This is a genomic window from Pectobacterium cacticida (genome assembly GCF_036885195.1).
Taxonomy (GTDB): Bacteria; Pseudomonadota; Gammaproteobacteria; order Enterobacterales; family Enterobacteriaceae; genus Pectobacterium; species Pectobacterium cacticida.
Window position 1 is genome coordinate 2,332,851 of sequence record NZ_CP133656.1, and the last position, 24,203, is coordinate 2,357,053.

General features: G+C 44.8%; 20 protein-coding genes. 9 read left to right on the forward strand and 11 right to left on the reverse strand.

The annotated features are described in order from the left end of the window. Positions 1-9: 9 nt before the first annotated feature. From RFN81_RS10815 to RFN81_RS10860, 10 genes are all read right to left on the reverse strand, one after another. Complete coding sequence (locus RFN81_RS10815; protein WP_264495856.1) at positions 10-753, reverse strand: SDR family NAD(P)-dependent oxidoreductase; 744 nt, start codon at positions 751-753, stop codon at positions 10-12. Between the two features lie 9 nt (positions 754-762). After that, complete coding sequence (locus RFN81_RS10820; RefSeq protein WP_264495857.1) at positions 763-999, reverse strand: acyl carrier protein; 237 nt, start codon at positions 997-999, stop codon at positions 763-765. Positions 1,000-1,029: 30 nt separating this feature from the next. Then, positions 1,030-2,121 carry an FkbM family methyltransferase gene (locus tag RFN81_RS10825; protein ID WP_264495858.1) on the reverse strand — a complete coding sequence of 364 codons (1,092 nt, stop codon included), beginning with the start codon at positions 2,119-2,121 and terminating at the stop codon, positions 1,030-1,032. A 43-nt stretch (positions 2,122-2,164) separates the two neighbouring features. Then, positions 2,165-2,812: a NeuD/PglB/VioB family sugar acetyltransferase gene (locus RFN81_RS10830; RefSeq protein ID WP_264495859.1), complete on the reverse strand. Its 648-nt coding sequence runs from the start codon at positions 2,810-2,812 to the stop codon at positions 2,165-2,167. Next, positions 2,809-3,966, reverse strand: coding sequence for a DegT/DnrJ/EryC1/StrS family aminotransferase (locus tag RFN81_RS10835; protein WP_264495860.1), 1,158 nt, complete (start codon positions 3,964-3,966; stop codon positions 2,809-2,811). The genes RFN81_RS10830 and RFN81_RS10835 overlap by 4 nt, the downstream gene beginning before the upstream one ends. Before the next feature lie 25 nt (positions 3,967-3,991). Next, the gene (locus RFN81_RS10840; RefSeq protein ID WP_264495861.1) at positions 3,992-7,492 is read right to left on the reverse strand and encodes a glycosyltransferase; all 3,501 of its coding nucleotides are present in this window, start codon (positions 7,490-7,492) and stop codon (positions 3,992-3,994) included. Positions 7,493-7,635: 143 nt separating this feature from the next. Continuing rightward, the gene (locus RFN81_RS10845) at positions 7,636-11,319 is read right to left on the reverse strand and encodes a glycosyltransferase (RefSeq protein ID WP_264495862.1); all 3,684 of its coding nucleotides are present in this window, start codon (positions 11,317-11,319) and stop codon (positions 7,636-7,638) included. Between the two features lie 249 nt (positions 11,320-11,568). Then, positions 11,569-12,471: a flagellin gene (locus RFN81_RS10850; protein WP_319800174.1), complete on the reverse strand. Its 903-nt coding sequence runs from the start codon at positions 12,469-12,471 to the stop codon at positions 11,569-11,571. Between the two features lie 28 nt (positions 12,472-12,499). Further along, a complete protein-coding gene (locus RFN81_RS10855) occupies positions 12,500-13,387 on the reverse strand; it encodes a flagellin (RefSeq protein WP_319800175.1) in 888 nt (295 codons plus the stop codon). 28 nt (positions 13,388-13,415) lie between these two features. Then, complete coding sequence (locus RFN81_RS10860) at positions 13,416-14,303, reverse strand: flagellin (RefSeq protein WP_264495863.1); 888 nt, start codon at positions 14,301-14,303, stop codon at positions 13,416-13,418. Positions 14,304-14,588: 285 nt separating this feature from the next. Here RFN81_RS10860 and fliD point away from each other — a divergent pair, with 285 nt between their 5' ends. Genes fliD through fliT form a run of 3 tightly spaced genes read left to right on the forward strand, consistent with a single transcriptional unit; the run spans position 14,589 to position 16,782 of the window. Next, positions 14,589-15,977 (forward strand): flagellar filament capping protein FliD, encoded by a 1,389-nt coding sequence (fliD, locus tag RFN81_RS10865; protein WP_264495864.1) that lies wholly within the window; start codon positions 14,589-14,591, stop codon positions 15,975-15,977. Positions 15,978-16,003: 26 nt separating this feature from the next. Then, a complete protein-coding gene (gene fliS / locus RFN81_RS10870) occupies positions 16,004-16,414 on the forward strand; it encodes a flagellar export chaperone FliS (protein WP_264495865.1) in 411 nt (136 codons plus the stop codon). Continuing rightward, entirely contained in the window at positions 16,414-16,782 is a 369-nt protein-coding gene (gene fliT / locus RFN81_RS10875) for a flagella biosynthesis regulatory protein FliT (protein WP_264495866.1), read from the forward strand. Before fliS ends, fliT begins: the two co-directional genes overlap by 1 nt. A gap of 188 nt (positions 16,783-16,970) precedes the next feature. On the opposite strand, the gene fliE is transcribed toward fliT, so the two are convergent. Beyond that, on the reverse strand, positions 16,971-17,285 hold the full coding sequence (gene fliE / locus RFN81_RS10880) for a flagellar hook-basal body complex protein FliE (protein ID WP_264495867.1): 315 nt from the start codon (positions 17,283-17,285) through the stop codon (positions 16,971-16,973). A gap of 256 nt (positions 17,286-17,541) precedes the next feature. Between fliE and fliF the strand changes: the two genes are divergently transcribed. The 6 genes from fliF to RFN81_RS10910 are packed head-to-tail and all read left to right on the forward strand — an operon-like array spanning position 17,542 to position 24,090. After that, on the forward strand, positions 17,542-19,254 hold the full coding sequence (gene fliF / locus RFN81_RS10885; RefSeq protein ID WP_264495868.1) for a flagellar basal-body MS-ring/collar protein FliF: 1,713 nt from the start codon (positions 17,542-17,544) through the stop codon (positions 19,252-19,254). Further along, positions 19,248-20,243: a flagellar motor switch protein FliG gene (fliG, locus tag RFN81_RS10890; RefSeq protein WP_264498942.1), complete on the forward strand. Its 996-nt coding sequence runs from the start codon at positions 19,248-19,250 to the stop codon at positions 20,241-20,243. The genes fliF and fliG overlap by 7 nt, the downstream gene beginning before the upstream one ends. Further along, a complete protein-coding gene (gene fliH, locus RFN81_RS10895; RefSeq protein WP_264495869.1) occupies positions 20,236-20,967 on the forward strand; it encodes a flagellar assembly protein FliH in 732 nt (243 codons plus the stop codon). Before fliG ends, fliH begins: the two co-directional genes overlap by 8 nt. After that, complete coding sequence (gene fliI / locus RFN81_RS10900; RefSeq protein WP_264498943.1) at positions 20,967-22,337, forward strand: flagellar protein export ATPase FliI; 1,371 nt, start codon at positions 20,967-20,969, stop codon at positions 22,335-22,337. Before fliH ends, fliI begins: the two co-directional genes overlap by 1 nt. An 8-nt stretch (positions 22,338-22,345) precedes the next feature. Next, positions 22,346-22,792: a flagellar export protein FliJ gene (fliJ, locus tag RFN81_RS10905; RefSeq protein WP_264495870.1), complete on the forward strand. Its 447-nt coding sequence runs from the start codon at positions 22,346-22,348 to the stop codon at positions 22,790-22,792. Beyond that, the gene (locus RFN81_RS10910) at positions 22,789-24,090 is read left to right on the forward strand and encodes a flagellar hook-length control protein FliK (RefSeq protein WP_264495871.1); all 1,302 of its coding nucleotides are present in this window, start codon (positions 22,789-22,791) and stop codon (positions 24,088-24,090) included. Before fliJ ends, RFN81_RS10910 begins: the two co-directional genes overlap by 4 nt. Positions 24,091-24,203: the final 113 nt, after the last annotated feature.

Here is a 24,203-nt window from a genome sequence, read left to right on the forward strand (position 1 = left end):
TCCTCATCTTCAGCCCATACCGCCGTCGATACGCACCACTTGCCCCGTGATATAGCTGGACGCATCGGACGCCAGATAAAGAATCGCTTTAGCCACCTCTTCGGGCAAACCGAGACGTTTCAGCTCGCAACGCGCCATTTGGCGATCCAATGCCTCCTGTGGCAGATTTGCCGTCATCGAAGTTTGTATCACGCCCGGTGCCACCGAGTTGACGCGAATGCCCTGCGGAGCCAGTTCAGCGGAAAGCGTCTTTGTCGCCGCGATTAATGCCGCCTTAGAGGAAGCGTAAGAAAGCTGTCCCGGATTACCGTCCAATGCAGAAATACTGGACACATTAATGACACTGCCCTTTTTCTGCCGGAGCATCAGTTTAGTTATATACTGAGTAAAAAACATTTGAGAAAAAAAGTTAATCGCAAATGTTTTTTTCATTTTCTCCATCGTGATCATATGGAAAAAGGCATCCAACGTAACGCCAGCGACGTTTACCAATACATCAATCGGTCTTTTACTCTTCTGGATAACGCCCGCGCCTTTTTTGATTGCCTCTTCATCTAGCAAATCAAAATGGACGGGAATAATATCCACACTATATTTTTGGGATAATTCAACAGCATATTTATTGAATTCAGCGTCATCAGTCTGACAGCAAGCAAAGACGTTCGCCCCTTCACTGGCGAACGTCTCCAGCGTTGCTCGGCCTATGCCCTGTAGGCATCCGGTAATAACCGCGTTTTTTCCTGCCAGAAGCATAAGTTTTCCTTAAATTTCAACGTTGTATTTTTTCAGGATGTCTTTTCCCTTGGCGTACGAGGAAAAATCGATGATGTCTTCGGTATCCATCATAATATCAAAGGACTCTTCCAATGCGGCGATCATCGTCATATGCCCGACGGAATCCCATGAAGCGGTATCCTGATATTTATAGTCGGGCAGTATATCTTCTGCAACTCCAAATATCTCAATGAATATGCCATTATATTTTTCTAGATTACTCATTGTTTTTACCTTATTGAAGAAATATTAAAATCACATGATAGCATACAATACCATGTCAACAGAAAAGTAACGTTGATGGCATCGCAGATAAAATTTATAATTCGGATTTAAACTATTTAAATAGAATGGTATTTCGATCAAATCTTCGGGTTTATGATATAAGCTAATAGCTAATTTTGGCTTATAGTTACGGATAGTATTCTCCGAGCCTCGTAATGCAGCTAACTCTGCCCCTTCTATATCCATTTTAATAAATGTTGCTTTATCACCGTTTAAGAGAGAATCGATGCTGATGACATCAATAAAGTCAGATTTATTTTCAAAATCTATTCTTGATAACTCCCCCTCTCCTTTTAGAAAACTAATCCTTGCATTATCACTCCACACACCAGAATTAATCACCTGACAAAAATCGAACCCTTCCATAGTAGTAGTAAGTTGTTGAAAGTTATTTTCATCAGGTTCTAATCCATACACTTTCTTTGGTTTCAAAAATCCTTTTTTTCTATAGTTAGATAAAAAAGATAATATTGTATCACCAGTATATGCGCCACAATCCACAAAAACCTCATCGTCCATGAAATCAACAATGGAATCCAAGAAATAAATATTATCAGAATATACTTTTTTACAATAATCAGCTTTATAACTAATACGTTGATTAATAAATGCTGTTAACGATCCCCTAGACAAATCATCATTTAGTCTTTCATAAAACCACTGTAATTCACCTTCATTTTCCTTTATGAAATTATAAGAAACATTAACATTATTTATATTTAGAATGTCATAAAAGAACACAAATTTAGAATTTAATGAAATCATTTCAAAAAAATCATCGTTAATTGGCTGGAAACCGATGATGTAATTAAAACATTCTTGGCGACTAACCACATCCTCTAATGGGATAATATCCTTTCCCAAAAAAGAGTCCCCTTTGTTGAGGTATTTTTTATTTACTGAAATAATATCGACTTTCACATCATTTTTTTGAAGAAAATAAAACATCATAAGTGAATATTGCGACACACCTATCAATACAACAGTACATTTATTGTTTTTAATCGTTTCTATATCTCTGTACATATCTTTATTATTTTTTTCTATTATCTTAGCTAACATAGCCAACACCTCTAACATAGAATATTAAAAATAAAATGAGAAATTATTTAAAAACTTTTTTACTCTCATTTTTCCTCATCACACGGGCAGGGTTCCCTAACGCGATAACGTCGCTTTCAATATCACCTAGCACCACCGCGCCCATGCCGATAATCGTATCGTCGCCGACAGTAACGCTCTCTTTCACCGCCGTGCTCATGCCAATAAACGTTCTGGCACCGATTTGGCATTTCCCGCCCAATGTAGCATAGGTGGACAAAATGCTATGCTCGCCTATCCGGGCATCGTGCCCCACACTGGAATTGGGCTGGAGAAAAACATTATCCGCTAGTGTCACGTCGCAAGAAACGAACACCCCCTCGCACACCACTACGCCTTTTCCTATGGTCGTGCACGCCGTAAGCCGAATGCCGGGATGAATTAATGTCGCTAACACTAACTGTTCGGCCAGTACCTTTTCTGCCAACAACATTCTAACCGCTGGTTCGCCGACAGCAATAACCACTTCAATGTCGCCAATCTGTTTTATCGTGTCAAAATCCAGAACGGGAAAACCTTTCAACTCGCGCCCAGGATTAATATCATCAATAAAAACGAAATCGTCCCAGCATTTTTTGTCGGCATTGATTGTTTGTGCCAAAACTAATACTTCTCTGCCCAATCCGCCCGCGCCATAAATAGCCAGTTTCATACCGCTTCCCTCACGTTTGCGCCCGCAATAGACGAGAGACCACGAGTGGCCTGCGCTAGAATAATATCAATCACACGATTCTGCTCATCTTCCTGTAAGTCGGCATGGATCGGCAGGCAAAGAACGGCATCGGCCACAGACTGCGACACCGGCAAATTAGCCGGGTTGGCGCTGTCAAAACCACGATACATGGGAAACGAACTGATCAACGGATAAAAATAGCGGCGCGTCAGAATTCCATTCTCTTTCATGATGTTATAGAGTTCATCGCGGCCACATGGGAATTCGCTGTCAACAAATAGCGGACAATAAGCATGGTTCCAGACGATATTATCCGGCGCCTTAGCCAGACGGATACCCGGAACATCCTTTAACCCATCATGATAGCGCTGATATATTTTTTGCCGCCGCGCAAGTGCGCTGTCAATATGCCGCAACTGCAATAAACCGAACGCGGCTTGCATCTCATTCATTTTGCCATTAATTCCCGATGCCACAACCGTTAGTTCATCAGCAAAACCGAAATTTTTCAAATAATCAATGCGTTTTTTCGTTTTTGCATCATGGCAGATAATCGCTCCACCTTCAAAGGTATTAAAAACTTTTGTCGCATGGAAACTGAGGATAGACAAATCACCATGATTTAAAACACTGTGACCAGCTTTTTTTACACCAAACGCATGAGCGGCATCATAAATAACCTTTAATCCGTAATTATCCGCTATCGTTTGAATTTGCTCAACATCGCAAGGGATACCATAACAATGCACTGGCATAATAGCGGAGGTACAAGAGGTAATGGCTTGCTCAATTTTATCAGGATCGAGATTACATGTAAGAGGATCAATATCGACAAATACGGGTTTTAACCCATTCCACAAGAGCGAGTGTGAGGTAGCAACAAAGGAATAAGGGGTAGTGATGACCTCACCCGTAATACGCAACGTCTGCAACGCAGTCAATAGAGCCAACGTGCCATTTGAAAAAAGGCTGATATACTTAACTCCCAAGTATTTTGCCAGTTCTTCTTCAAGTTGTTCGTGCAGAGGACCACCATTCGTTAACCTTTTGCTTTCCCATATTCCTTTTAAATAAGGAATAAATTCCTCAAGCGGAGGAAGCAGTGGACTGGTGACATATATTTCATTTTTCATAAACAGCCCTTAACATAATAAATTATCATGGTAGCCAAATCTTCTTTATAACTTCCAAATTTTTCTGATCAAGCATCCAGTTTTCTTGAACTTCACGTTTCAGCATAGCGCCAACTGTTCTGGCCGAATTAATATCATCGATATATTGGCTCATTGCCATAGACCAGTCCTTGTATCTATTTTTCACTGGGTTAACGGAAAGTCTGCTTTTGTAGCATACAACATCGCTGCATATAACTGGTATTCCACATATACCAAGCTCTAATAAGCGAATATTATTACGCGATCGATTTGCAGTATTATCAGCCAACGGTGCTATTGCAAAATCAAGATTGAGAGAAACTAGCTGCTGAGGATAATATTTAAAACCATGATAGCGATGATATTCATGAATAAACGGTTTCAGTTTAAGAGGACAAGTTCCCAAAAAGACCCATGTAACGTGGCGAGAAAAATTACGGATGACATTAGAAACCAACTCAATATCTTCACCACTTAGATCTAACGTTATACACCCTACTCGAGGCTTATCGCTTACCTTCTCTGTGATGGCAAGATCATTCCAGTAATGAGGTAAATATGTAGGCAGAACCCGAATATCGTGATGTAATCTGCCGTATTTCTCAACTAATACTTCAGATCCGACAATCACCCTATCAAAAGAAGCTAAACTCTCTTTTATTTTATTCAAGTGTTCTTTTTTACTTTTACCATCATCAAAATTATTTGATTCAAAATAATTCATATCATAAATAGAAAAACAATCTTTTATTGATTTGAAATTAACTATTTGTCTACTTCGAATAGGATTCTGAGTAATGACAACATTAGGCTGTATTTGTAAAAAATCAGAGATGCCAGTAGGTTCTGAAGCCACTGCTCCATCAACCATTCCGTTGTATCGCATTTTATTAAAAGGCTCGTCTAACCGATATGTTCCTACGGGATTACGATCACCAGAAAATATCATTACGCGAGGTAACGGTTGAGGCTCTAGCGATAGTCCGTACGGCCTGATATCCTTTTTTATTTTATAATCTTTGACTAATGATAAGTTCTTATTATAGGCAGGATCATTAGCAATAACATCTCCCCACTTACAATAGATACCCATCTCCTGTTCTGAATAAGTTTCGTTGCTCCTGTCTTTTTTTACCGGAGATAAATCAGTTGCAACAATAGAGTAAGGAGTCCAAACAATAAGATAACCCGCCGCACGGATTTTTAAACTTAAATCGATATCACCAAGACACCCCTCGGTTAATGATTCATCTATTCCACCAACATCTTGGTAAATAGAACGCTTAATAAGTAAACATAATAAAGGAAGCGCACTGTAATTTTGTTCTATTGCTAAACGATGCATATAACCTGGAGCCGAGTAGTGACTTCCGATAAAAGGACTTTCCCCTATACCGTTGAGCCCAAGAACCATTCCTGCTGAATAAATTTTTTCATTTAGATTAATGACTTTACTGCCAACACACCCTACGTCATCACGCAGGCAATGATTGACTAAATTTTCAAGCCATTCATCATGTGCAGGGAAAACCCCTACATCAAGCAAGAGTAAATAATCACCAGATGCCTGATTGGCCGCGATATTGTTAAGTCTTGCGCGACTTTTCTGATATGGAGACAGTATAACTTTTATCCTGTTGGGATCAATTTTACTGACTTCTTCCAGCCAGTAGCGATTCTCTTCAATTCCAGCATAGCAACTTAGAACTAAAATTTCATAATGGGGATATTTAGATTTTTCCAATATTCCCATGACACAGCGCTGCAATATATTAAGCTTACCATTATCGATGATAACGATACTAATTTTAGGCAAATCCTTCTTATGATCATAAATAACCCTACATCCACCAGAAGCATTGTGTAAGATCAAACCATTCATATAACCCTTTGCACTTAAATAGTTACTGACCAATTGCTCAGTTTTACTACTATCTAACACTTGTTTTGATTCACTGATTAACAAAGGCTCAGAAAAATGGCCGACACTTTCATTCCCTTTTTCTGTAATCACCCTCATAAAAATATCGAAATCAAAAAAATCAGGAGTAATCTCATTACAGAAAACAGTGTCTTTAAATATTCTTTTATGGAAGTAGCAACCAACAAAAAATGCGCTAGGGAAACCAAGAAAATAATCAATACTAAAATCAGGCAAAAAAGCAGATTCTAATCCACCAGTTTCGTTAATAAATATCTTATCAGGATAAACAACACTATATTCACTTATTTTGTTCAAGTAACATATAGCAGAAAAAATTCCGTCCGTGATAAATGTAACACCAGCTCTCACGTACTGAAACCAATCAACACACTGATCTATCACAATATTTTTTATTGCATCGCTTAGCTTTGTTTTTCCACACAATGAAACCCAAGACTCAAAATCTTTAGAAATAGTATATTCTTCATCAGTAAAAATAATACAATTTAATCTTGAATACATCTGCTTCACAGGCAATAAAGATTCTAATGTCGTTAAAACTTCATGCCAACATTTAGAATGGTCATAGATGCAAACACAAATAGTTTGTGGTGATACTAATTTATTAATACTTTTGAAAACCAAAGAGACTCTTTCTGGAGAAAGTGCCTGCTGCTTAATCCATGCAACTACATTCTCTTCATAGCTATTATCATAATAATTCTGTGCTTTATCTTGCGTAATATTCAGAAAGGTTAATAATTGCTGGTTGGATACACTCTCTAGCCCTTCATAAAACTCTTTATATCTGTAAAGAGTTGCTCTTACTCGTTCCAATTCATACGGGGAATCATTCCAAGCAAAATCGGCATTACCCACATCTTTCGAGGTATTCTCCGTGATGGCATATTTTTCATATCCCAATGCAACCCTTGCAACTACAGGACAACCACATAATCCTGCTAATGCGCAGGTACCAGACGATTCGTAAGAATACAAAACACGCCCACGTTTAAGAACCCTAGCAAGTTCATGCAGTGATAAAGGCTGTTCCATCGATAAAACCATTATGTTTTCAGGTAATGTCGAAAAATCGATAGAACTGCGTGGGACCCGATTTAAATACAAAATATCAAGATCTTTCTCTTTTACATCATCACAAAACACTGACAAATCATAAGTCGATATTGTCAATAAATTCACATTTGCTTCATTTTCAGCAAATTCCTGTCGATAGAAGAAAAAAAGATCTTCCTCACCTGCATTAATACTATTACCGTTCAGAACCCCTTCTCTATTCAGCATGTATCGGACACAAATAGGCGCTTGCAAAGGGTTACCTGATACTATTTCAGGATAAACTGCGATAAATATTTTTCCAGATTCTTTATATTCGCTAAATTTTTCAGAAGTTAATTGAGGCGTGTTCCATTCAGGATTAGTTACTGGAGAAATAATGTATGCTTCACCACCATGAGCGTTAATGAGATGGCAAAGACGATGCACTACCTGAACTCCAAGAGAAGATTCAATATAACTAGGAGCAGTAATTACATAAGGATATTTAAATTTTTTTCCCATTGTTTATCCAAAAATTCAAGCGCACATATCCGCAATTAACGAAAAAAACACAATTGTTATAAAAAATAAGGACGCTACCGCCCTTGGCTCTTCAGCAACCAACGCGCTATATCATCCTTATGTTGCGTTACTTCGCTATCTTGCTATTTCGGCAACCAGGCCCGTAGCCAATCTGTCAAGCCATCGCCTTCCAGCATCCAATCTTTATACACAGCATCTCTCAGTTGATCGCCCATTCTTGCGGTCTCATCCATGTCGGATAAATGCATACGAATGGCATCCATCCAATCTTTAAAACGATTACCTACACGCGTAACTGGCAACCCACAGCGATAAGGCTCTATATCAGTACAAATTACAGGTACTCCACAGGCTCCTAACTCCATGAGCCGCAAATTACTTTTGCATTCATTAAACAAATTATGTTCTAACGGTACAAGCGCCAGATCAAGATTTAAGCTAGCAGTCTTCTGTGGATAATATTCGATAGGAACTCCTGCGTGAAATTCACATTTCACTCCTTCAGGTTTCATTCCCATGAAAACCCATTCTACTTCATCTTCAAGCGCTTTCACCACTGAGCGGAGAATAGCCAAGTCACCTTTATGGCTACTTCCGCCAGCCCATCCCACACGGGGTTTATGCCCTTGCTGACGCAGGCTCGTCAAGCCTTTCCACCATGACGCAGGTAGCCGATTATAAGCAATACGAATATCCGGATGGTACGCTGAATAGGCTTCAGCTAGGGCTGGAGTAGAAACCACAACCCAATCAACAGATTCCAGCGATCTCCTGAAATTTTTAATTAACTGTTGTGAGAACGCTTTTCTATTACCGCTATTGATAGGAATATTAAGAATGTAGTCATCGAATTCCGCAACAATTGATGAACGAGTATATTTGCGATACTGAGCCACCATTTCCGGCGTCTGGACTCCAGCAGCTGATTGAACAATTACAACATCGGGTTCCATATCAACAGCATCAACCAGCTTGGGTACACCATGCTTCAGCCCGCCCTCTATAAGCATCTCTCGTTCTAATGCCTGAAAAGGGAAAATGACACGGTAATGACCGCATCCATGCCAATCACTATGGCTCCCAATAATCACAGGCAGAGGCCGCCCGGGTAGCGCCCGGTGACACCTTGCCATTTCCGGTGTCAAAGCAAACCCAGGTGCATATTTACCGTATGCCGGATGGTAGCATGGATCATTTGCCAATTGCGGCAACCAGCGTTCATAGAGTGAGTCAATATCTGACTTTTGCGGTAACGGTGGCAACTTAAAGTGCTGTTGTAATAAGCGAGATGCTCCGCCTAAATGCATCACTTGAGCATCGGGAGTCCATACAACCAGATAGCCCTGTTGCTGTGCTTTCAGAGCAAGATCAACATCGCCAAAGTAAACAGGATACTGTTCTTCATCAAAGCCACCCAATTCAACATAAACATCACGCCGCATCATCATGCAAGCTGCGCTAACTGCGCTGACGTTGTGGGTAGTACATAGCCGATTCATATAGCCTTTCGAATCAGAGCTTTTGCCCTGAAACGCAATTGCCGCACTATCGTTCATACCTAAAACAATACCTCCGTGCTGTATACGGCCATCCTCAAACAGTAGTTTAGCCCCAACGATGCCCACCTCAGGGCGCAATGCATGATTTAATAGAGCATCCAACCAATCCCCATTTGTGATTTCGGTATCATTATTAAGAAAAAGTAGAACATCGCCTTTTGCTTTTTGAGCAGCAAAATTATTAATAGCGGAAAAATTAAACGGATGTGGCCACGACAATACTTGAACCTGTGTTAATTCCATTGCAGCAAGTTGTCTTAAATATTGACAAGTTCCCGCTTCTGTCGACTGATTATCTACGATTAACAATTCATAGTTGAGGTATTGCGTACGTTCCATCAGTGTTTCGATACATCGGCTAATAACCGGTAGGTGATCGCGCGTAGGAATAATAATGGAAACAAGCGGCTTATTTGCGTGTTGATATTGAATACGACATATCCCATCATCGTAATGTCTTGAAACAACAGCATCGACATGACAACGAGAAAGATGGCGTTGAATAATATCAGGATAGTGCTGCATGACACTATCACTGTTCAACCAATCGAATAATGGATCTGTGGTATAAACCAGCACTTCTGGAATATGCCTAATAGCTTGTGGCCCTTCTTGCTCGATCACTTGCCAAACGACATCATGCAGCTCTAGAAATTCGCCTATCGAAGGAATGATACCTTGCTGGCGCAAAGTTGATACATCAACAGCTAAGTTACGTCCTATATAGGGAAAACTGCGCAACATATCAATATTACACTCAGGTTTGAGCATTGGGTTTTCTGCTTTTCCTTCTTTCAGAATCGCTTCGTCAAAATAGAAGGCTCTTGCCGAAGGGAAACGCAGGCGGTGCTCTGCTAATAATAATGATGCATGCGGGAGTAAACGTTCCCCAGCACGTAAAACTATCAGGTAGGATGTCGATGTTTTAGCCAGAACATCATTTAGTGGGCTTTTCTGATTTGGGTCAGATGATAACCATATGGCGGACCCAGGAGCATCTGCACAAATGAAATCATTAGAGGTCAATACATAGACCTCCTTGGCCAAGTAAAATTGTTCATAAATACTAGCTAATGAAGCAACTATGGCATTATAGTCGTTTGATTGTGCCAGCACCGCGATACTTAAATTACCGGTTTCAGGATAAGCATGAATAAAAGCTTGCAATAAATCACGCCGAGCAGGGCTGATCAAACGCTCACCTAGCCACTTATCTACAGAATAGAAGGGCTTGGTTTTATCTTTTAATGTTAAGTTATGAAGAGCAAGTCTTTGCAGTTCCTGATCGGTTATCGTTTTAAGCGTAGGCCTTGGTAAACTGTTTAATAATGATGGTAGCGCTTTAGATAACCGCCAGGATTTATTATAGTAACCCGCACGCTGTTGAATATATTCGACAGCCTGCTCGTAGTCATGATAAATATTGTATGCTACTTCTTCTGCAGAAAGTGATTTGCCTATCGTTTCCTCACGAAATACATTTCCCTCTAGCAACTCATTGGTAATATATCCAATGAATAAATCACCTTGATACAGATAAGCTGGCCTTCCTGCACACAACGCACATTGAGCAATAATTCCATTTGCAACAATAGCGTCAAAATCGATAATGACTTTATTATTGACCCATTGTTCACGACTCAAAATCTCACAAACGATCGAAAATTTGCCTAATTCACTTATCAATGCGTTGAGCATGGGTGTTGTTTCTTCCACCACAATAAGTATTTTTTTAGGTCGGCTATTATGAGCAGACGAAACAAGTGGGAAATAAGAATCAGGAACGACGTGTGGGAATACAGACGCCAAAGAGTCGACTATTCCACTGTTATTCAAAAAATCGGTAAGCCGAGGTAGTGTAACTAATGCTCGGTCACATAAACGGTTTTCAAGTATAATATCAGCGGATGCAGACTCTCGACTATCTAAGGACTGATGATCAAATATAATATTTGTTGTAATACCTCCATTAATTAATCTGTCTAACATACTTGTATTTAGTGAAAAATACTGAATCCATAATAAATCATAATTTCCATCAAACACATAACTAACGTCATCAGTGACAAAAACTGATTTATCAGAAAACCTATTGCCTATTAAATCTTTTACACAAGCAGCATATTGGTAGCAATAAACATCAACATGCCAACCGTTATCAACAAATCCACCAATCAGATTCAGCATAGCTAGCGTATCATCTCTGTAATCGGTAAGCTGAAGTGTGCTGATAAAAACGTGTGGCATAAGCAGAGGTGCCTTGTAGAAAGAGATATAAATACAAGGTATTTTACGATAAAAAAAACAAATCTAACGGCAAATAAACCAGACAATATCCATGTTTTTTAAAGCATTGGTACTAAAAAATAGCATTTTTCTATAACAGATTTTATTGCAGCGGATTCTCTTTTTATATAAAAAATGCAACATACCTATGATATCGACATATATAACCCGGCATAGAGCCGGGTTGATAATTGCGCTATTTATTTATCATTAACGTAGCAGAGATAGAACTGTTTGCGGAACCTGATTCGCCTGCGATAACACGGAGGTCCCCGCCTGTTGCAAAATATTCGCTTTGGTCATATTTGACACTTCCACCGCATAATCTGCATCCTGAATCCGGCCTCGGGCGTTAGATAGGTTATTGATGGTGTTATTCACATTGGTTATCGTCGATTCGAAACGGTTCTGAATCGCACCCAGATTACTACGTGCAGTGTCCACCGCTTTCAATGCATCATCTACGGCAGCGACAATACCTTGAGCTAAACCACTAGCAGGAGTACCAGTAACATAAGTGCCGCCAATATTTTTCACATCAGTTCCGCTGATTGCAGCAACCGCTGTAGACACGCCTGAAGCCAGACCAGAATCCGCAGTTGTCGTTGCATTCACCAACGCGCCAGAATCAATCTCAATAACTTCATTGGCACCAGTGTTTGCCCCGACTTGAATATTGATGCCATCACTCGCAGAACCATCCAACAGATTCGTACCGTTGAACGATGCCGACTTAGCCACACGGTCAATTTCATCCAGACGTTGCTTCATTTCAGTGTAGATTGACCCCCGATCGGTTTGACCGTTGGTATCATTGGCGGCCTGCACCGCTAACTCACGGATACGCTGTAAGTTATTGTTGATTTCGTTCAGGTTACCCTCTGCAGTTTGCGTCAGAGAAATACCATCGTTGGCGTTACGCGCCGCCTGAGTCAAACCTCTCACCTGCGCCGTCATGCGGTTAGCAATCGCCTGGCCAGCCGCATCATCTTTCGCACTATTGATACGCAAACCAGACGACAGACGCTCAATTGCGGTGCCCAATGAAGATTGCGATTTATTCAGGTTGTTCTGGGTAACCAGAGACATAATGTTTGTATTAATCACTGCCATAATAGCGGTTCCTTAATCAAATTTATCATTAACGCAGCAGAGAGAGAACCGTCTGCGGAACCTGATTCGCCTGCGACAATACGGAGGTCCCCGCCTGTTGCAGAATATTCGCTTTGGTCATGTTTGACACTTCCACCGCATAATCCGCATCCTGAATCCGGCCTCGGGCGTTAGACAGGTTATTGATGGTGTTATTCACATTGGTGATCGTCGATTCAAAACGATTTTGGATCGCCCCCAGATTACTACGCGCAGTATCCACCGCTTTTAGCGCAGTATCTACAGCGTCAACAATATCTTGCGCCAATCCACCAGAACCACCAATGCTTGAAGCACCTGTCCCACCTTTAATGGCTTCAACCGCAGTCAATACATCAGCAGCAAGACCTGACTTACCTGAATCTGTCGTTGCATTCACCAACGCACCAGAATCAATCTTAATAACTTCATTGGCACCAGTGTTTGCCCCGACCTGAATATTGATACCACCGCTGGCCGAACCATTTAACAAATTCGTGCCATTGAACGATGCCGACTCAGCCACACGGTCAATTTCATCCAGACGTTGTTTCATTTCAGTGTAGATTGAGTCCCGATCGGTTTCACCATTGGTATCACTGGCAGCCTGCACCGCTAACTCACGGATACGCTGTAAGTTATTGTTGATTTCGTTCAGGTTACCCTCTGCCGTTTGCGTCAGAGAAATACCATCATTGGCATTACGCGCCGCCTGGGTCAAACCTCTTACCTGCGCCGTCATGCGGTTAGCAATCGCCTGGCCAGCCGCGTCGTCTTTGGCACTATTGATACGCAAACCAGACGACAGACGCTCAATTGCGGTGCCCAGTGAAGATTGCGATTTATTCAGGTTGTTCTGGGTAACCAGAGACATAATGTTTGTATTAATCACTGCCATAATAGCGGTTCCTTAATCAAATTTATCATTAACGCAGCAGAGAGAGAACTGTCTGCGGAACTTGATTCGCCTGCGACAATACGGAGGTCCCCGCCTGTTGCAGAATATTCGCTTTGGTCATATTTGACACTTCCACCGCATAATCCGCATCCTGAATCCGGCCTCGGGCGTTAGACAGGTTATTGATGGTGTTATTCACATTGGTGATCGTCGATTCAAAACGGTTTTGGATCGCCCCCAGATTACTACGAGCAGTGTCCACCGCTTTTAGCGCAATATCTACAGATTCGACAATTTTTTGTGCTAACCCACCAGAACCACCGATACCAGTTACCACACCAGTTGCTGTTGTTCCACTAATCATTCCAACAGCAGTAGACACGCCTGAAGCCAAGCCGCCTGAAGTCTTCGCGTTGACCAACGCGCCAGAATCTATCTTAATAACTTCATCGGCTCCGGTGTTTGCCCCCACCTGAATGTTGATGCCACCACTCGCAGTACCATCTAATAGGTTCGTACCGTTGAACGAAGCCGAGCTAGCCACACGGTCAATTTCATCTAGACGTTGCTTCATTTCAGTGTAGATTGACCCCCGATCGGTTTGACCGTTGGTATCACTGGCAGCCTGCACCGCTAACTCACGGATACGCTGTAAGTTATTGTTGATTTCGTTAAGGTTACCCTCTGCCGTTTGCGTCAGAGAAATACCATCGTTGGCATTACGCGCCGCCTGGGTCAAACCTCTCACCTGCGCCGTCATGCGGTTAGCAATCGCCTGGCCAGCCGCGTCGTCTTTGGCACTATTGATACGCAAACCAGACGACAGACGCTCGATTGCGGTGCCCAGTGAAGATTGCGATTTATTCAGGTTGTTCTGGGTAACCAGAGACATAATGTTTGTATTAATCACTGCCATAATAGCGGTTCCTTTAAAAAATATAGTTTTCGGGTAAGACCCACGGGGTTCTCCCGTCGCTAAAATGTATCGGCCCGCATTCCAGAAGCTTTAATTTTTTTACCCGAAATGAATTCGGGCTGTAAGAAAGGAATTATCCAAGTAAAAACCGGCTGTCTTTTAGCTCGGGACCTTACGGATAAATACTAGCGTTGTTTTAGTACTAAACTTGTTCTGACTATTGCCGATAATAATCGTTACTGATAGGTAATGGCGCAGATTTTTCTCTCTAAAAAGGATTCGTTAATGGCAAGTATTTCCGCATTAGGCGCAGGTTCAGGTCTGGATTTAAGCTCACTCTTAACACAGCTAAGAACAGCTGAAAATCAGCGATTAGTCCCCATATCCACACAGCAAAAAAGTTATAAAGCACAGCTTACTGGCGTCAGCGCACTTAAAAGCGCCTTGGATAAGCTAAATACAGCGAACAATGCATTGGCGAAGTCTGAATCCTTTGGCGTTGTGACCGGATCTATTGACGGCATCACGAATACCAAAGTCTCCAGTACCAATAAGGCGTTTACCGCGACCACCGGCAGCAAATCGGTTGCAGGCAGCTATAGCATTGAAGTGCTGCACCTCGCACAAGCCCATTCTATTACCTCTGAGGCCAAATCCAGCGCGACGGAAGCATTGAGCACAACAGATTCCACACTAACAATTGCGCAGACAAATGGTAAGTCACTGTCTATAGATATAAAGGGTGGGGAAACCAGCCTAAATGACGTTCGCGATGCGATTAACAAAGTAAATGGCGGTGTTACGGCTAGCGTCATCAAAGCAAAAGACAATGAATTTTATCTGATGTTAACGGCTAGGGATAGCGGTACTCAAGGCGAAATCACCTTGACTGACAGTAGCAACGTTTTAGGCCAGACAGAAGAAAAAGTTGCTGCACAAAACTCTGTTATCATGGCGAACGGAATAGAAATCGAGCGTCAAAGTAACACTATTGATGATGCATTTGAAGGTGTAACGCTGACATTACAGGCCAAAACGGAATCTGACAAGCCCGAAACGTTAACTATCGATCAAGATATCTCTGGTATGAAGAATGCCGTCAAGGCATGGGTTGATGCCTATAATGCGCTGCAGGATACTATTGATACACAAACTAAATATACCAAGGTCGAAGCAGGCGAAGAACAATCTACCACGAACGGTGCCCTCATTGGCGACTCAACGGTTCGTGGAATCCAAAACAAACTCAAATCCCAATTAACCACGGTCCAACATGACAGCGGTGAATTTAAGATTTTAGCTGACTTGGGTATTACACAAAATTTTAAAACAGGCAAACTCGAAATAGATAACACTAAACTCGATAAGGCACTGAAAGAAGAACCTGGTAAAGTGCAAGCTTTTTTCGTTGGTGATAATGATGAAACCGGTTTTGCCACTCAAACGCGCAGTTATCTGAAAGACGTTCTTGATACAGTTGATGGAACAATAAAGAATAAAGAAGATAGTATTAACAAAACGTTAAAATCATTGGATACTCAATATACGCGTATTAGTAATGGCATTGAAGAAACGATTGCGCGTTATCAGAAACAGTTTGTCGATCTTGATAAAGCCATGTCCAATATGAACAGCACGATGTCAAGTCTATCCGGCATGCTTTCTAGTCTATAACACTCTGATAAAAAACAGGTAACACGATGTACAACATGAAAGGTAGCCAAGCCTATGCACAAATAGGTCTTGAAAGCAGCGTGATGAGCGCCAGCCCTCACCAACTTATTGTTATGCTTTTTGATGGCGCGCGCAGTGCCATGGTGCGTGCACGTATCTTAATAGAACAGGGCGATATTCCAGGGAAAGGTATGGCGCTGTCTAAGGCAATTAACATTATCAACAATGGGCTAAAAGCCGGGTTGGATCAAGAACGTGGCGGTGAACTGGTTGAGAACCTGTCTGCCTTGTACGACTACATGACGCAACGTTTGTTGATTGCCAACCTGCATAACGATGTAAAAGTAATAGAAGAAGTAGAAAGTTTACTGGAAAATATTGCCGGCGCTTGGCGACAGATTGGCCCTAATTACACCCCAGAGCAGGAAGTCCGTTAATGGCCACACCCCACCAGCTTCTTAAAGATTACCAACAACTTTTGTCTCTGAGTCAAAAAATTCTTCATTTAGCAATGAGTGGGGAATGGGATGCATTGGTCGAGCATGAAATTACCTATGTCCAATCGGTAGAAAAGCTAACTCAGACTCCCATTCCACCCAATATTGATAGTGTTATGAAATTACACTTTCGACAAATACTCAGTGAAATTCTAAGTAATGAGTCAAAAACAAAGGAACGGCTGCATAAGCGAATGGACGAACTGAGCGTACTGATGAGAAATCCTGTTGCTCAGCAAAACGTGAATAGCACCTATGGCGAATTTGCCGAACACCGCTTGCTTCCTGGCGATTTGAGTAACAGATAGTATCTTAATCAACGCCATCCATGCTTGGCTGTTCGTACAAAAGTTTGGACATGGCTAGCTATAGTATATATACCGTCGCGTCATCCCTGTTAAGTCAACTATCCGATGCTTAACCCGCCCACAATTGAAACTTTACACTATTGCAGTTTCATTCGGTATGAACAACGCGACCGTATCCCTGCCTAAAATCACACCGACATATTCATCACTTCCTGATACGCCGACACCAGTTTGTTGCGCACCTGAATGCCCATTTGCATGCTGATGGAGGATTTTTGCAGATCGACCATCACATCATTCAAGGCGACGCCTGGCACCCCCAACGTGAATTTCTCCGCCTGCGTGCGAGCGGCCTGTTGCGTCGAGCTGATCTTGTCGATCGCGGATCGCAATTCGCTGGCAAACCCCGGCTCCACCGCGGGTCTGGCGATCGGCGTACCCGCGGCCTGCAAGGCTTTAACCTGCATTTGCTGTAAAACGCTATCAATACCTTGAACCGACATAATCTCTCTCACCTGTGCTGTTTGGGTTTTATACACATTTATGACAGCGATACCCTAACACAATACATTTAGTCTAAATGGCGTAATTAACGTTAAAAATGCCACCTTATCGGCGCATCAATTTTTCCTTTACGGAAAATAATGGCATGCCGATAAATGCAGGCGACATGTTTTTTTGATTTGCGCAATCAGGGAGTTCTGTTTTGTCACGTAACAACATTAAGTTTATTGTTCAACAACCAAGCAGAGATCGAGTATGAACGCCTCATTAGCCGGTGCCGCTGGCGGTAAAAATAGCGTTGGCGAAATACTCAACCGGATACGCGCCAATCCGAAGATCCCGCTATTAATCGCCGCCGCCGCCGCTATCGCCATCGTCGTGGCGTTAGTTTTGTGGGCAAAAGGCCCCGATTACCGGGTGCTGTATAGCAATATCAATGACCGCGACGGCGGTGAAATCGTCAGCGAATTAACCAAACTGAATATTCCTTATCGCTTTGCGGAAAACGGCGGCGCGATATTGATTCCCGCCGAAAATGTCTATGAGACACGTCTCCGTCTCGCTCAGTTAGGGTTGCCGAAAGGTGGTGCCGTTGGCTTTGAATTGCTCGATAAGGAAAAGTTTGGCATCAGTCAATTCAGTGAGCAGATTAATTATCAGCGCGCACTGGAAGGCGAACTGTCCAGAACGATCGAAACACTTGGCCCGGTTCAGCAAGCGCGAGTCCATCTGGCCATCCCCAAACCATCGCTGTTTGTGCGTGAGCAGAAAGCTCCCTCTTCTTCCGTCACATTGACGTTACAACCGGGGCGGGCGCTAGATGATGGCCAAATTAATGCCATCGTTTATATGGTTTCCAGTAGCGTCGCTGGGCTGCCGCCGGATAATGTGACCGTCGTCGATCAGACCGGACGCCTGTTAACTCAGGCTGGTGGCAGCGGTCGTGATTTGAATGCGGCGCAGTTGAAGTATAGCAACGAGCTAGAGGCGATGTACCAACGCCGCATTGAGTCGATTATCGTGCCGATGGTCGGTGCTGGTAACGTTCATGCTCAGGTCACCGCACAGATTGATTTTTCTGCTCGTGAACAAACGGACGAGCAGTATCAACCGAACCAGCCGCCAGACAAGGCGGCCATTCGTTCTCAGCAGACTAGCCAAAGTGAGCAAAGAGGCGGCCCAAATGTAGGTGGTGTCCCAGGTGCGTTGTCTAATCAGCCTGCACCTGCGCCTACCGCGCCTATTGCTACGCCCCCCAACAACGCAAACAATAACGCGAATGCCAATCAGGCTGGTCAGCAAAACGCAAACAATGCGGCGACGGGAACGCAAGCCAATGCAGCTATCCAAACGTCCAATATTCGTAATGATGCGACCACCAACTATGAAGTCGACAAGACGATTTTACATACCAAACATAGCACCGGTAATGTAAAGCGTTTGTCTGCCGCCATTATTGTTAACTATCTGCCTTCCGGAGAAGATGGCGCGCCAATCGCCTTGACGGAAGCGCAGATCAATCAGATTGAAACGGTTGCACGCGAAGCCATGGGGTTTTCTGCCGAACGCGGTGATACCTTAAATGTCGTTAATACCCCGTTCGTAGAAAGTAGTAACGGCTCTGGCGAACTGCCCTTCTGGCAAACACCGACATTCTTTGACCTCCTGATGGAAGCGGGCCGTTGGCTGCTGGTCCTGATCGTCGCCTGGATCCTGTGGCGTAAACTGGTACGTCCGCAGTTGCAGAAACGGGCCGAATTGCAGGAAGCCGCACAGGCGGCAGCGTTGGCTAAAAGTGCAGATAAGGATGTGGTGGTTAACCTCAGTAGTTCGGAAGCCGAACTGCAACAGAAATCACAGCAGCGCGTCAACGCAGAAATGCAAAGTAACCGCATACGTGAACTGGCAGAGAACGATCCGCGCGTCGTCGCGCTGGTCATTCGCCAATGGATGAGTAACGAATTATGAGTCTAACGGGAACGGAAAAAAGCGCTATCTTATTGATGACCATCGGCGAAGATCGCGCGGCCGAAGTATTTACTCACCTTTCAACGAAAGAAGTGCAACACCTCAGTTCAGCCATGGCGAACATGCGGCAGGTTTCGCAGCAGCAGTTGCTCGAAATTCTCAAAGAATTTGAGACCGACGCTGAGCAATATGCTGCACTGAGCGTGAATGCCAGCGATTACCTTCGTTCCGTACTGATCAAAGCGCTGGGTGAAGAGCGAGCCTCTAGCCTGTTAGAAGATATTTTCGAAAGCCGAGATTCGACGAGTGGTATGGAAACCCTCAACTTTATGGAGCCACAGGTCGCCGCAGACCTTATCCGCGATGAGCATCCGCAAATTATCGCCACCATTTTGGTGCATTTGAAACGCGCTCAGGCCGCTGATATTTTAGCGCTGTTTGACGAGCGCCTACGCAATGATGTGATGCTGCGTATCGCCACTTTCGGCGGTGTCCAGCCTTCCGCTCTGGCGGAGTTGACCGAAGTGTTGAATGGATTGCTGGATGGACAGAATCTCAAACGCAGCAAGATGGGTGGGGTACGTACTGCCGCCGAGATTATCAACCTGATGAAAACGCAGCAGGAAGAAGCGGTTATCGACGCTGTGCGTGAGTTCGATGGCGAACTGGCACAGAAAATTATCGACGAGATGTTCCTGTTCGAAAATCTGGTGGACGTGGACGATCGCAGTATTCAACGTCTGCTGCAAGAAGTCGAATCCGAGTCGTTGCTGTTGGCATTGAAAGGCGCCGACGAACCGTTGCGCGAGAAATTCCTGCGCAATATGTCGCAGCGTGCGGCAGAGATTCTGCGTGATGACCTCGCGACGCGCGGCCCGGTTCGTATGTCGCAGGTCGAAAACGAACAGAAAGCCATTCTGCTTATTGTCCGTCGCCTGGCCGACAGCGGCGAAATGATTATCGGTGGCGGCGAGGATGCTTATGTCTAATGCCCCCAACGAGCTGGCCTGGCAACCCTGGAAGCTTAACGATCTGGCAGAGCCCATTTCTGCACCCGCGGCCCCCGCCTCTCAGACTGAGGATGGGGATGAGGCGGTAGAGCACACGATTCCCCATGTTAGCGAAGCGAACGTGCTTCCTTCGCCAGAGGATGAGTTGGCCGCTTTACGTGAAGCGGCGCTTCAGCAGGCCAGAGAAGCCGGTTTTGCCCAAGGGCACCAACAAGGCTATGACGCCGGATATCAGGAAGGGTTAGCCAAGGGGCAGCAGCAAGGTCGGCAAGAGGGTCTACAGCAACAGCAGCCGCTTACTGAACAGATGCAACAGATGGTCAGCGAATTTCAGCAGACATTAGATGCGCTTGACAGCGTGATCCCGGCTCGCCTGATGCAGCTCGCGTTAACCGCCGCCAAGCAGATCCTCGGGCAGCCGCCCGTATGCGATGGCAATGCGCTTCTTGCTCAGATACAGCAATTGATTCAGCAGGAGCCGATGTTTTCGGGTAAAACACAATTGCGCGTTCATCCTGACGATCTGGAGCGGGTCGAACACTATTTAGGGCCGACGCTCAGCCTACACGGTTGGCGATTACTCGCCGATAGCCAACTTCATCCTGGCGGTTGTAAAGTCAGTGCGGAAGAAGGCGATCTGGATGCCAGCCTGGCGACACGTTGGCATGAGCTTTGCCGCCTAGCCGCGCCGGGAGAATTATGATGACCGCACGCCTCGGCCGCTGGCTTTCTTCTCTCGACGCCGTTGAGCAGCGGATTGGCGACACGCCGTCGGTGCGCCGTTATGGCCGCCTGACCCGGGCAACGGGCTTGGTATTAGAAGCGACGGGGTTACATATGCCCTTAGGCGCCACCTGTCTTATCGAACGCCAAACCGGGGCTCAGGTTGAGGAAGTGGAAAGTGAAGTGGTCGGGTTTAACGGACAAAAACTCTTTCTCATGCCGCTGGAAGATGTTGAAGGTATTACCCCCGGTGCCCGTGTTTATGCCCGGGCGGGCCAGGACAGTAGTAGTCATGGCAAACAATTGCCCTTAGGCCCAGAGCTGCTTGGCCGCGTATTGGATGGCAGCGCCAAGCCGCTGGATGGTCTGCCTGCGCCGGATACCGGCTATCGCGCGCCGCTGATCACACCGCCGATTAACCCCTTGCAAAGAACGCCTATCGACAGTGTGCTGGATGTGGGGGTCCGTGCAATCAATGCCCTACTCACGGTGGGACGCGGGCAACGAATGGGGCTATTCGCGGGTTCTGGCGTAGGGAAAAGTGTGCTATTGGGAATGATGGCGCGTTATACTCAAGCTGACATTATTGTTGTCGGTCTGATCGGCGAGCGTGGGCGAGAAGTCAAAGATTTTATTGAAAATATCCTGGGTACTGAAGGGCGCGCTCGCGCCGTGGTGATCGCCGCGCCAGCAGATGTTTCACCCTTGTTGAGGATGCAGGGTGCGGCTTATGCCACGCGCATTGCTGAAGATTTTCGCGATCGCGGGCAACATGTCTTACTCATCATGGATTCGCTCACGCGTTATGCGATGGCTCAACGTGAAATCGCGCTAGCGATTGGCGAACCGCCTGCGACTAAAGGGTATCCACCTTCTGTCTTTGCTAAATTGCCTGCATTGGTAGAACGCGCAGGAAATGGCATTCATGGCGGAGGATCGGTCACCGCCTTTTATACTGTACTGACAGAGGGCGACGACCAGCAGGATCCGATAGCCGATTCCGCGCGTGCCATTCTGGATGGGCATATTGTATTGTCTCGACAGTTGGCCGAGTCAGGACATTATCCTGCCATCGATATTGAAGCATCGATTAGTCGTGCAATGACAGCGCTGATAGATGAAGGCCATTATGCTTCCGTCAGGCAATTTAAACAGTTGTTATCCAGTTACCAACGAAATCGTGATTTAGTCAGTGTGGGGGCTTATGCCGCCGGTAGCGATCCTATGCTTGATAGAGCCATCCAGCTTTATCCGCAGTTGGAAGCGTTCTTGCAGCAGGGTATGTTTGAACAAAGTACTTATGAGGAATCCTGCCAGGCATTGCATGCTATTTTCCCTCGTAGCGAGTAGGAGAGCCGATGAAAGTTCCATCACCGCTGGTTACACTACGCGAACTGGCGCAGAAAGAGGTTGAGAAAGCCGCAGGTCAGCTAGGACAAGTGCGCCAGGCGCATCAGCAGGCAGAACAGCAGCTCAATATGTTGTTAAGCTACCAGGATGACTATCGGCAAAAATTGAATTCGACGATGTCGGTTGGTATGGCGAATAATAGCTGGCAAAATTATCAGCAGTTCATCCGAACGCTGGACAATGCCATTGCACAGCATAGGCATCAGCTTTTACAGTGGACATCGCGTTTGGACTTAGCCATGAAAACCTGGCGGGAAAAACAGCAGCGTTTGAATGCATTTGAAAAACTGCAAGATCGCGAACTGACGAGGCAACTCGCCAGAGAAAATAAAATAGAACAAAAGCAAATGGATGAATTTGCCCAACGGGCCTCACAGAGGAAAGCAGAATTATGAATCTGTCCACATCACCCCTAACTGCCGTAGTTAGCGATACGAGCAGTTCTTCTGCTTCCCCCTTGTTACAAGGCGAGTTGCCGAAAGATTTTGTCGATCTGTTGAGTAAACGTTTATCGCAAGTTGCCGATGATGCCTCAGGGAAAAAAACCTTTGATAAAGTTGAGGGAGAAGCCCTGCTACGCGCGTTGGGCAAAGATGGCGCCTCACTGAGTCAAGACGATCTCACTGCCCTGCTCTCTTCATTTAGCGCATTAACTGAAGCCGTTATTTCTCAGGGTGAACCAAACCCTGAAATTGCAACATCGGCATCGTTAAAAGGTCTGGATAAAAAAGAGAGCGACGAGACGGTTGACGATACCATAGCAATGCAGGCGTTGCTGGCTATGTTGCAGACAACACCGCTTGCGCGCCCTTCTGGCGCTGAACATTACGTTGCGCCAACCGCCAGTACCACCAGCCTAATGACTCTGGAGCGTACTGATACTTCGCGCACAAATGAAGCTCTCTCATCGGTACGCCTTCCCTTGGCTGAGAAAAGTAATCATGACTCTCTGGCTAGCCTGCTCGATACCAGAATCATGCCAGATAAAAACGCTGATACCTCACGCGATCTGCATTATGCTGCCAAACAGCCTCCATTGAACGCGGCAGCGTCTGTCGATGAAGCGGTGAAATTCACGTCTACCCTCCCGCATTCGCTTACTGGCGATCGCCATGCGCTTGAATCTATCGCTGCCTTAAGTAGCGGTGCGTCTCAAACCGCACCATCGGCGGTGCAGGCGATGCACGTTCAGCCGGCGTCCGTGGGGAGCTCCGCTCCCCTACCTCAGCCTGTCAACGCTCAGTTAAATGCACCGTTTGGTTCACCGCAATGGCAAGATGCGCTGGGTCAGCAGATAATCATGTTCAGTCGGCATGGGCAACAAACCGTAGAGCTGCGACTGAATCCTCAGGAATTGGGGGCGCTACATATTAGTCTGAAGATGGATGATAATCAGGCGCAAATCCATCTGGCTTCAGCAAATAGCCAGGTTCGCTCGGCGTTAGAAGCCGCGCTGCCTCACCTGCGCCATGCAATGGCCGAAAGCGGCATTAACCTGGGTCAGAGCAGCGTTGGGAGCGAGTCCTCAGCCTGGCAGCAGCAGATGACAAATAATAATAACAGCGATGGCCGCCATTCCTCTTACCAACAGCAATTTGGCCCTGCGGCGGAAAGCCCTGGTGAGTTATTGGATATACCAGAACCGTTAAGAGCAATGACATCGTCGGTAAACGGCGTTGATATCTTTGCCTGATAGTAAAGTAAACGAATAAGTTAACACGATTTTCTTCGCCTATTCTCTGTATTGAACATTGCGATAGGCAGGATAATCATCGACATTACGCATGTATTTATTATCGGTTTTTC

Coding starts and splice junctions, on each gene's coding strand:
- fliH (WP_264495869.1), top strand. CDS start 20,236: ATGTCTAATGCCCCCAACGAGCTGGCCTGGCAACCCTGGAAGCTTAAC.
- RFN81_RS10815 (WP_264495856.1), bottom strand. CDS start 753: ATGCTTCTGGCAGGAAAAAACGCGGTTATTACCGGATGCCTACAGGGC.
- RFN81_RS10910 (WP_264495871.1), top strand. CDS start 22,789: ATGAATCTGTCCACATCACCCCTAACTGCCGTAGTTAGCGATACGAGC.
- fliI (WP_264498943.1), top strand. CDS start 20,967: ATGACCGCACGCCTCGGCCGCTGGCTTTCTTCTCTCGACGCCGTTGAG.
- fliT (WP_264495866.1), top strand. CDS start 16,414: ATGGCCACACCCCACCAGCTTCTTAAAGATTACCAACAACTTTTGTCT.
- fliJ (WP_264495870.1), top strand. CDS start 22,346: ATGAAAGTTCCATCACCGCTGGTTACACTACGCGAACTGGCGCAGAAA.
- fliS (WP_264495865.1), top strand. CDS start 16,004: ATGTACAACATGAAAGGTAGCCAAGCCTATGCACAAATAGGTCTTGAA.
- RFN81_RS10855 (WP_319800175.1), bottom strand. CDS start 13,387: ATGGCAGTGATTAATACAAACATTATGTCTCTGGTTACCCAGAACAAC.
- RFN81_RS10840 (WP_264495861.1), bottom strand. CDS start 7,492: ATGGGAAAAAAATTTAAATATCCTTATGTAATTACTGCTCCTAGTTAT.
- RFN81_RS10860 (WP_264495863.1), bottom strand. CDS start 14,303: ATGGCAGTGATTAATACAAACATTATGTCTCTGGTTACCCAGAACAAC.
- fliF (WP_264495868.1), top strand. CDS start 17,542: ATGAACGCCTCATTAGCCGGTGCCGCTGGCGGTAAAAATAGCGTTGGC.
- RFN81_RS10820 (WP_264495857.1), bottom strand. CDS start 999: ATGAGTAATCTAGAAAAATATAATGGCATATTCATTGAGATATTTGGA.
- fliE (WP_264495867.1), bottom strand. CDS start 17,285: ATGTCGGTTCAAGGTATTGATAGCGTTTTACAGCAAATGCAGGTTAAA.
- RFN81_RS10830 (WP_264495859.1), bottom strand. CDS start 2,812: ATGAAACTGGCTATTTATGGCGCGGGCGGATTGGGCAGAGAAGTATTA.
- RFN81_RS10835 (WP_264495860.1), bottom strand. CDS start 3,966: ATGAAAAATGAAATATATGTCACCAGTCCACTGCTTCCTCCGCTTGAG.
- RFN81_RS10850 (WP_319800174.1), bottom strand. CDS start 12,471: ATGGCAGTGATTAATACAAACATTATGTCTCTGGTTACCCAGAACAAC.
- RFN81_RS10825 (WP_264495858.1), bottom strand. CDS start 2,121: ATGTTAGCTAAGATAATAGAAAAAAATAATAAAGATATGTACAGAGAT.
- RFN81_RS10845 (WP_264495862.1), bottom strand. CDS start 11,319: ATGCCACACGTTTTTATCAGCACACTTCAGCTTACCGATTACAGAGAT.
- fliD (WP_264495864.1), top strand. CDS start 14,589: ATGGCAAGTATTTCCGCATTAGGCGCAGGTTCAGGTCTGGATTTAAGC.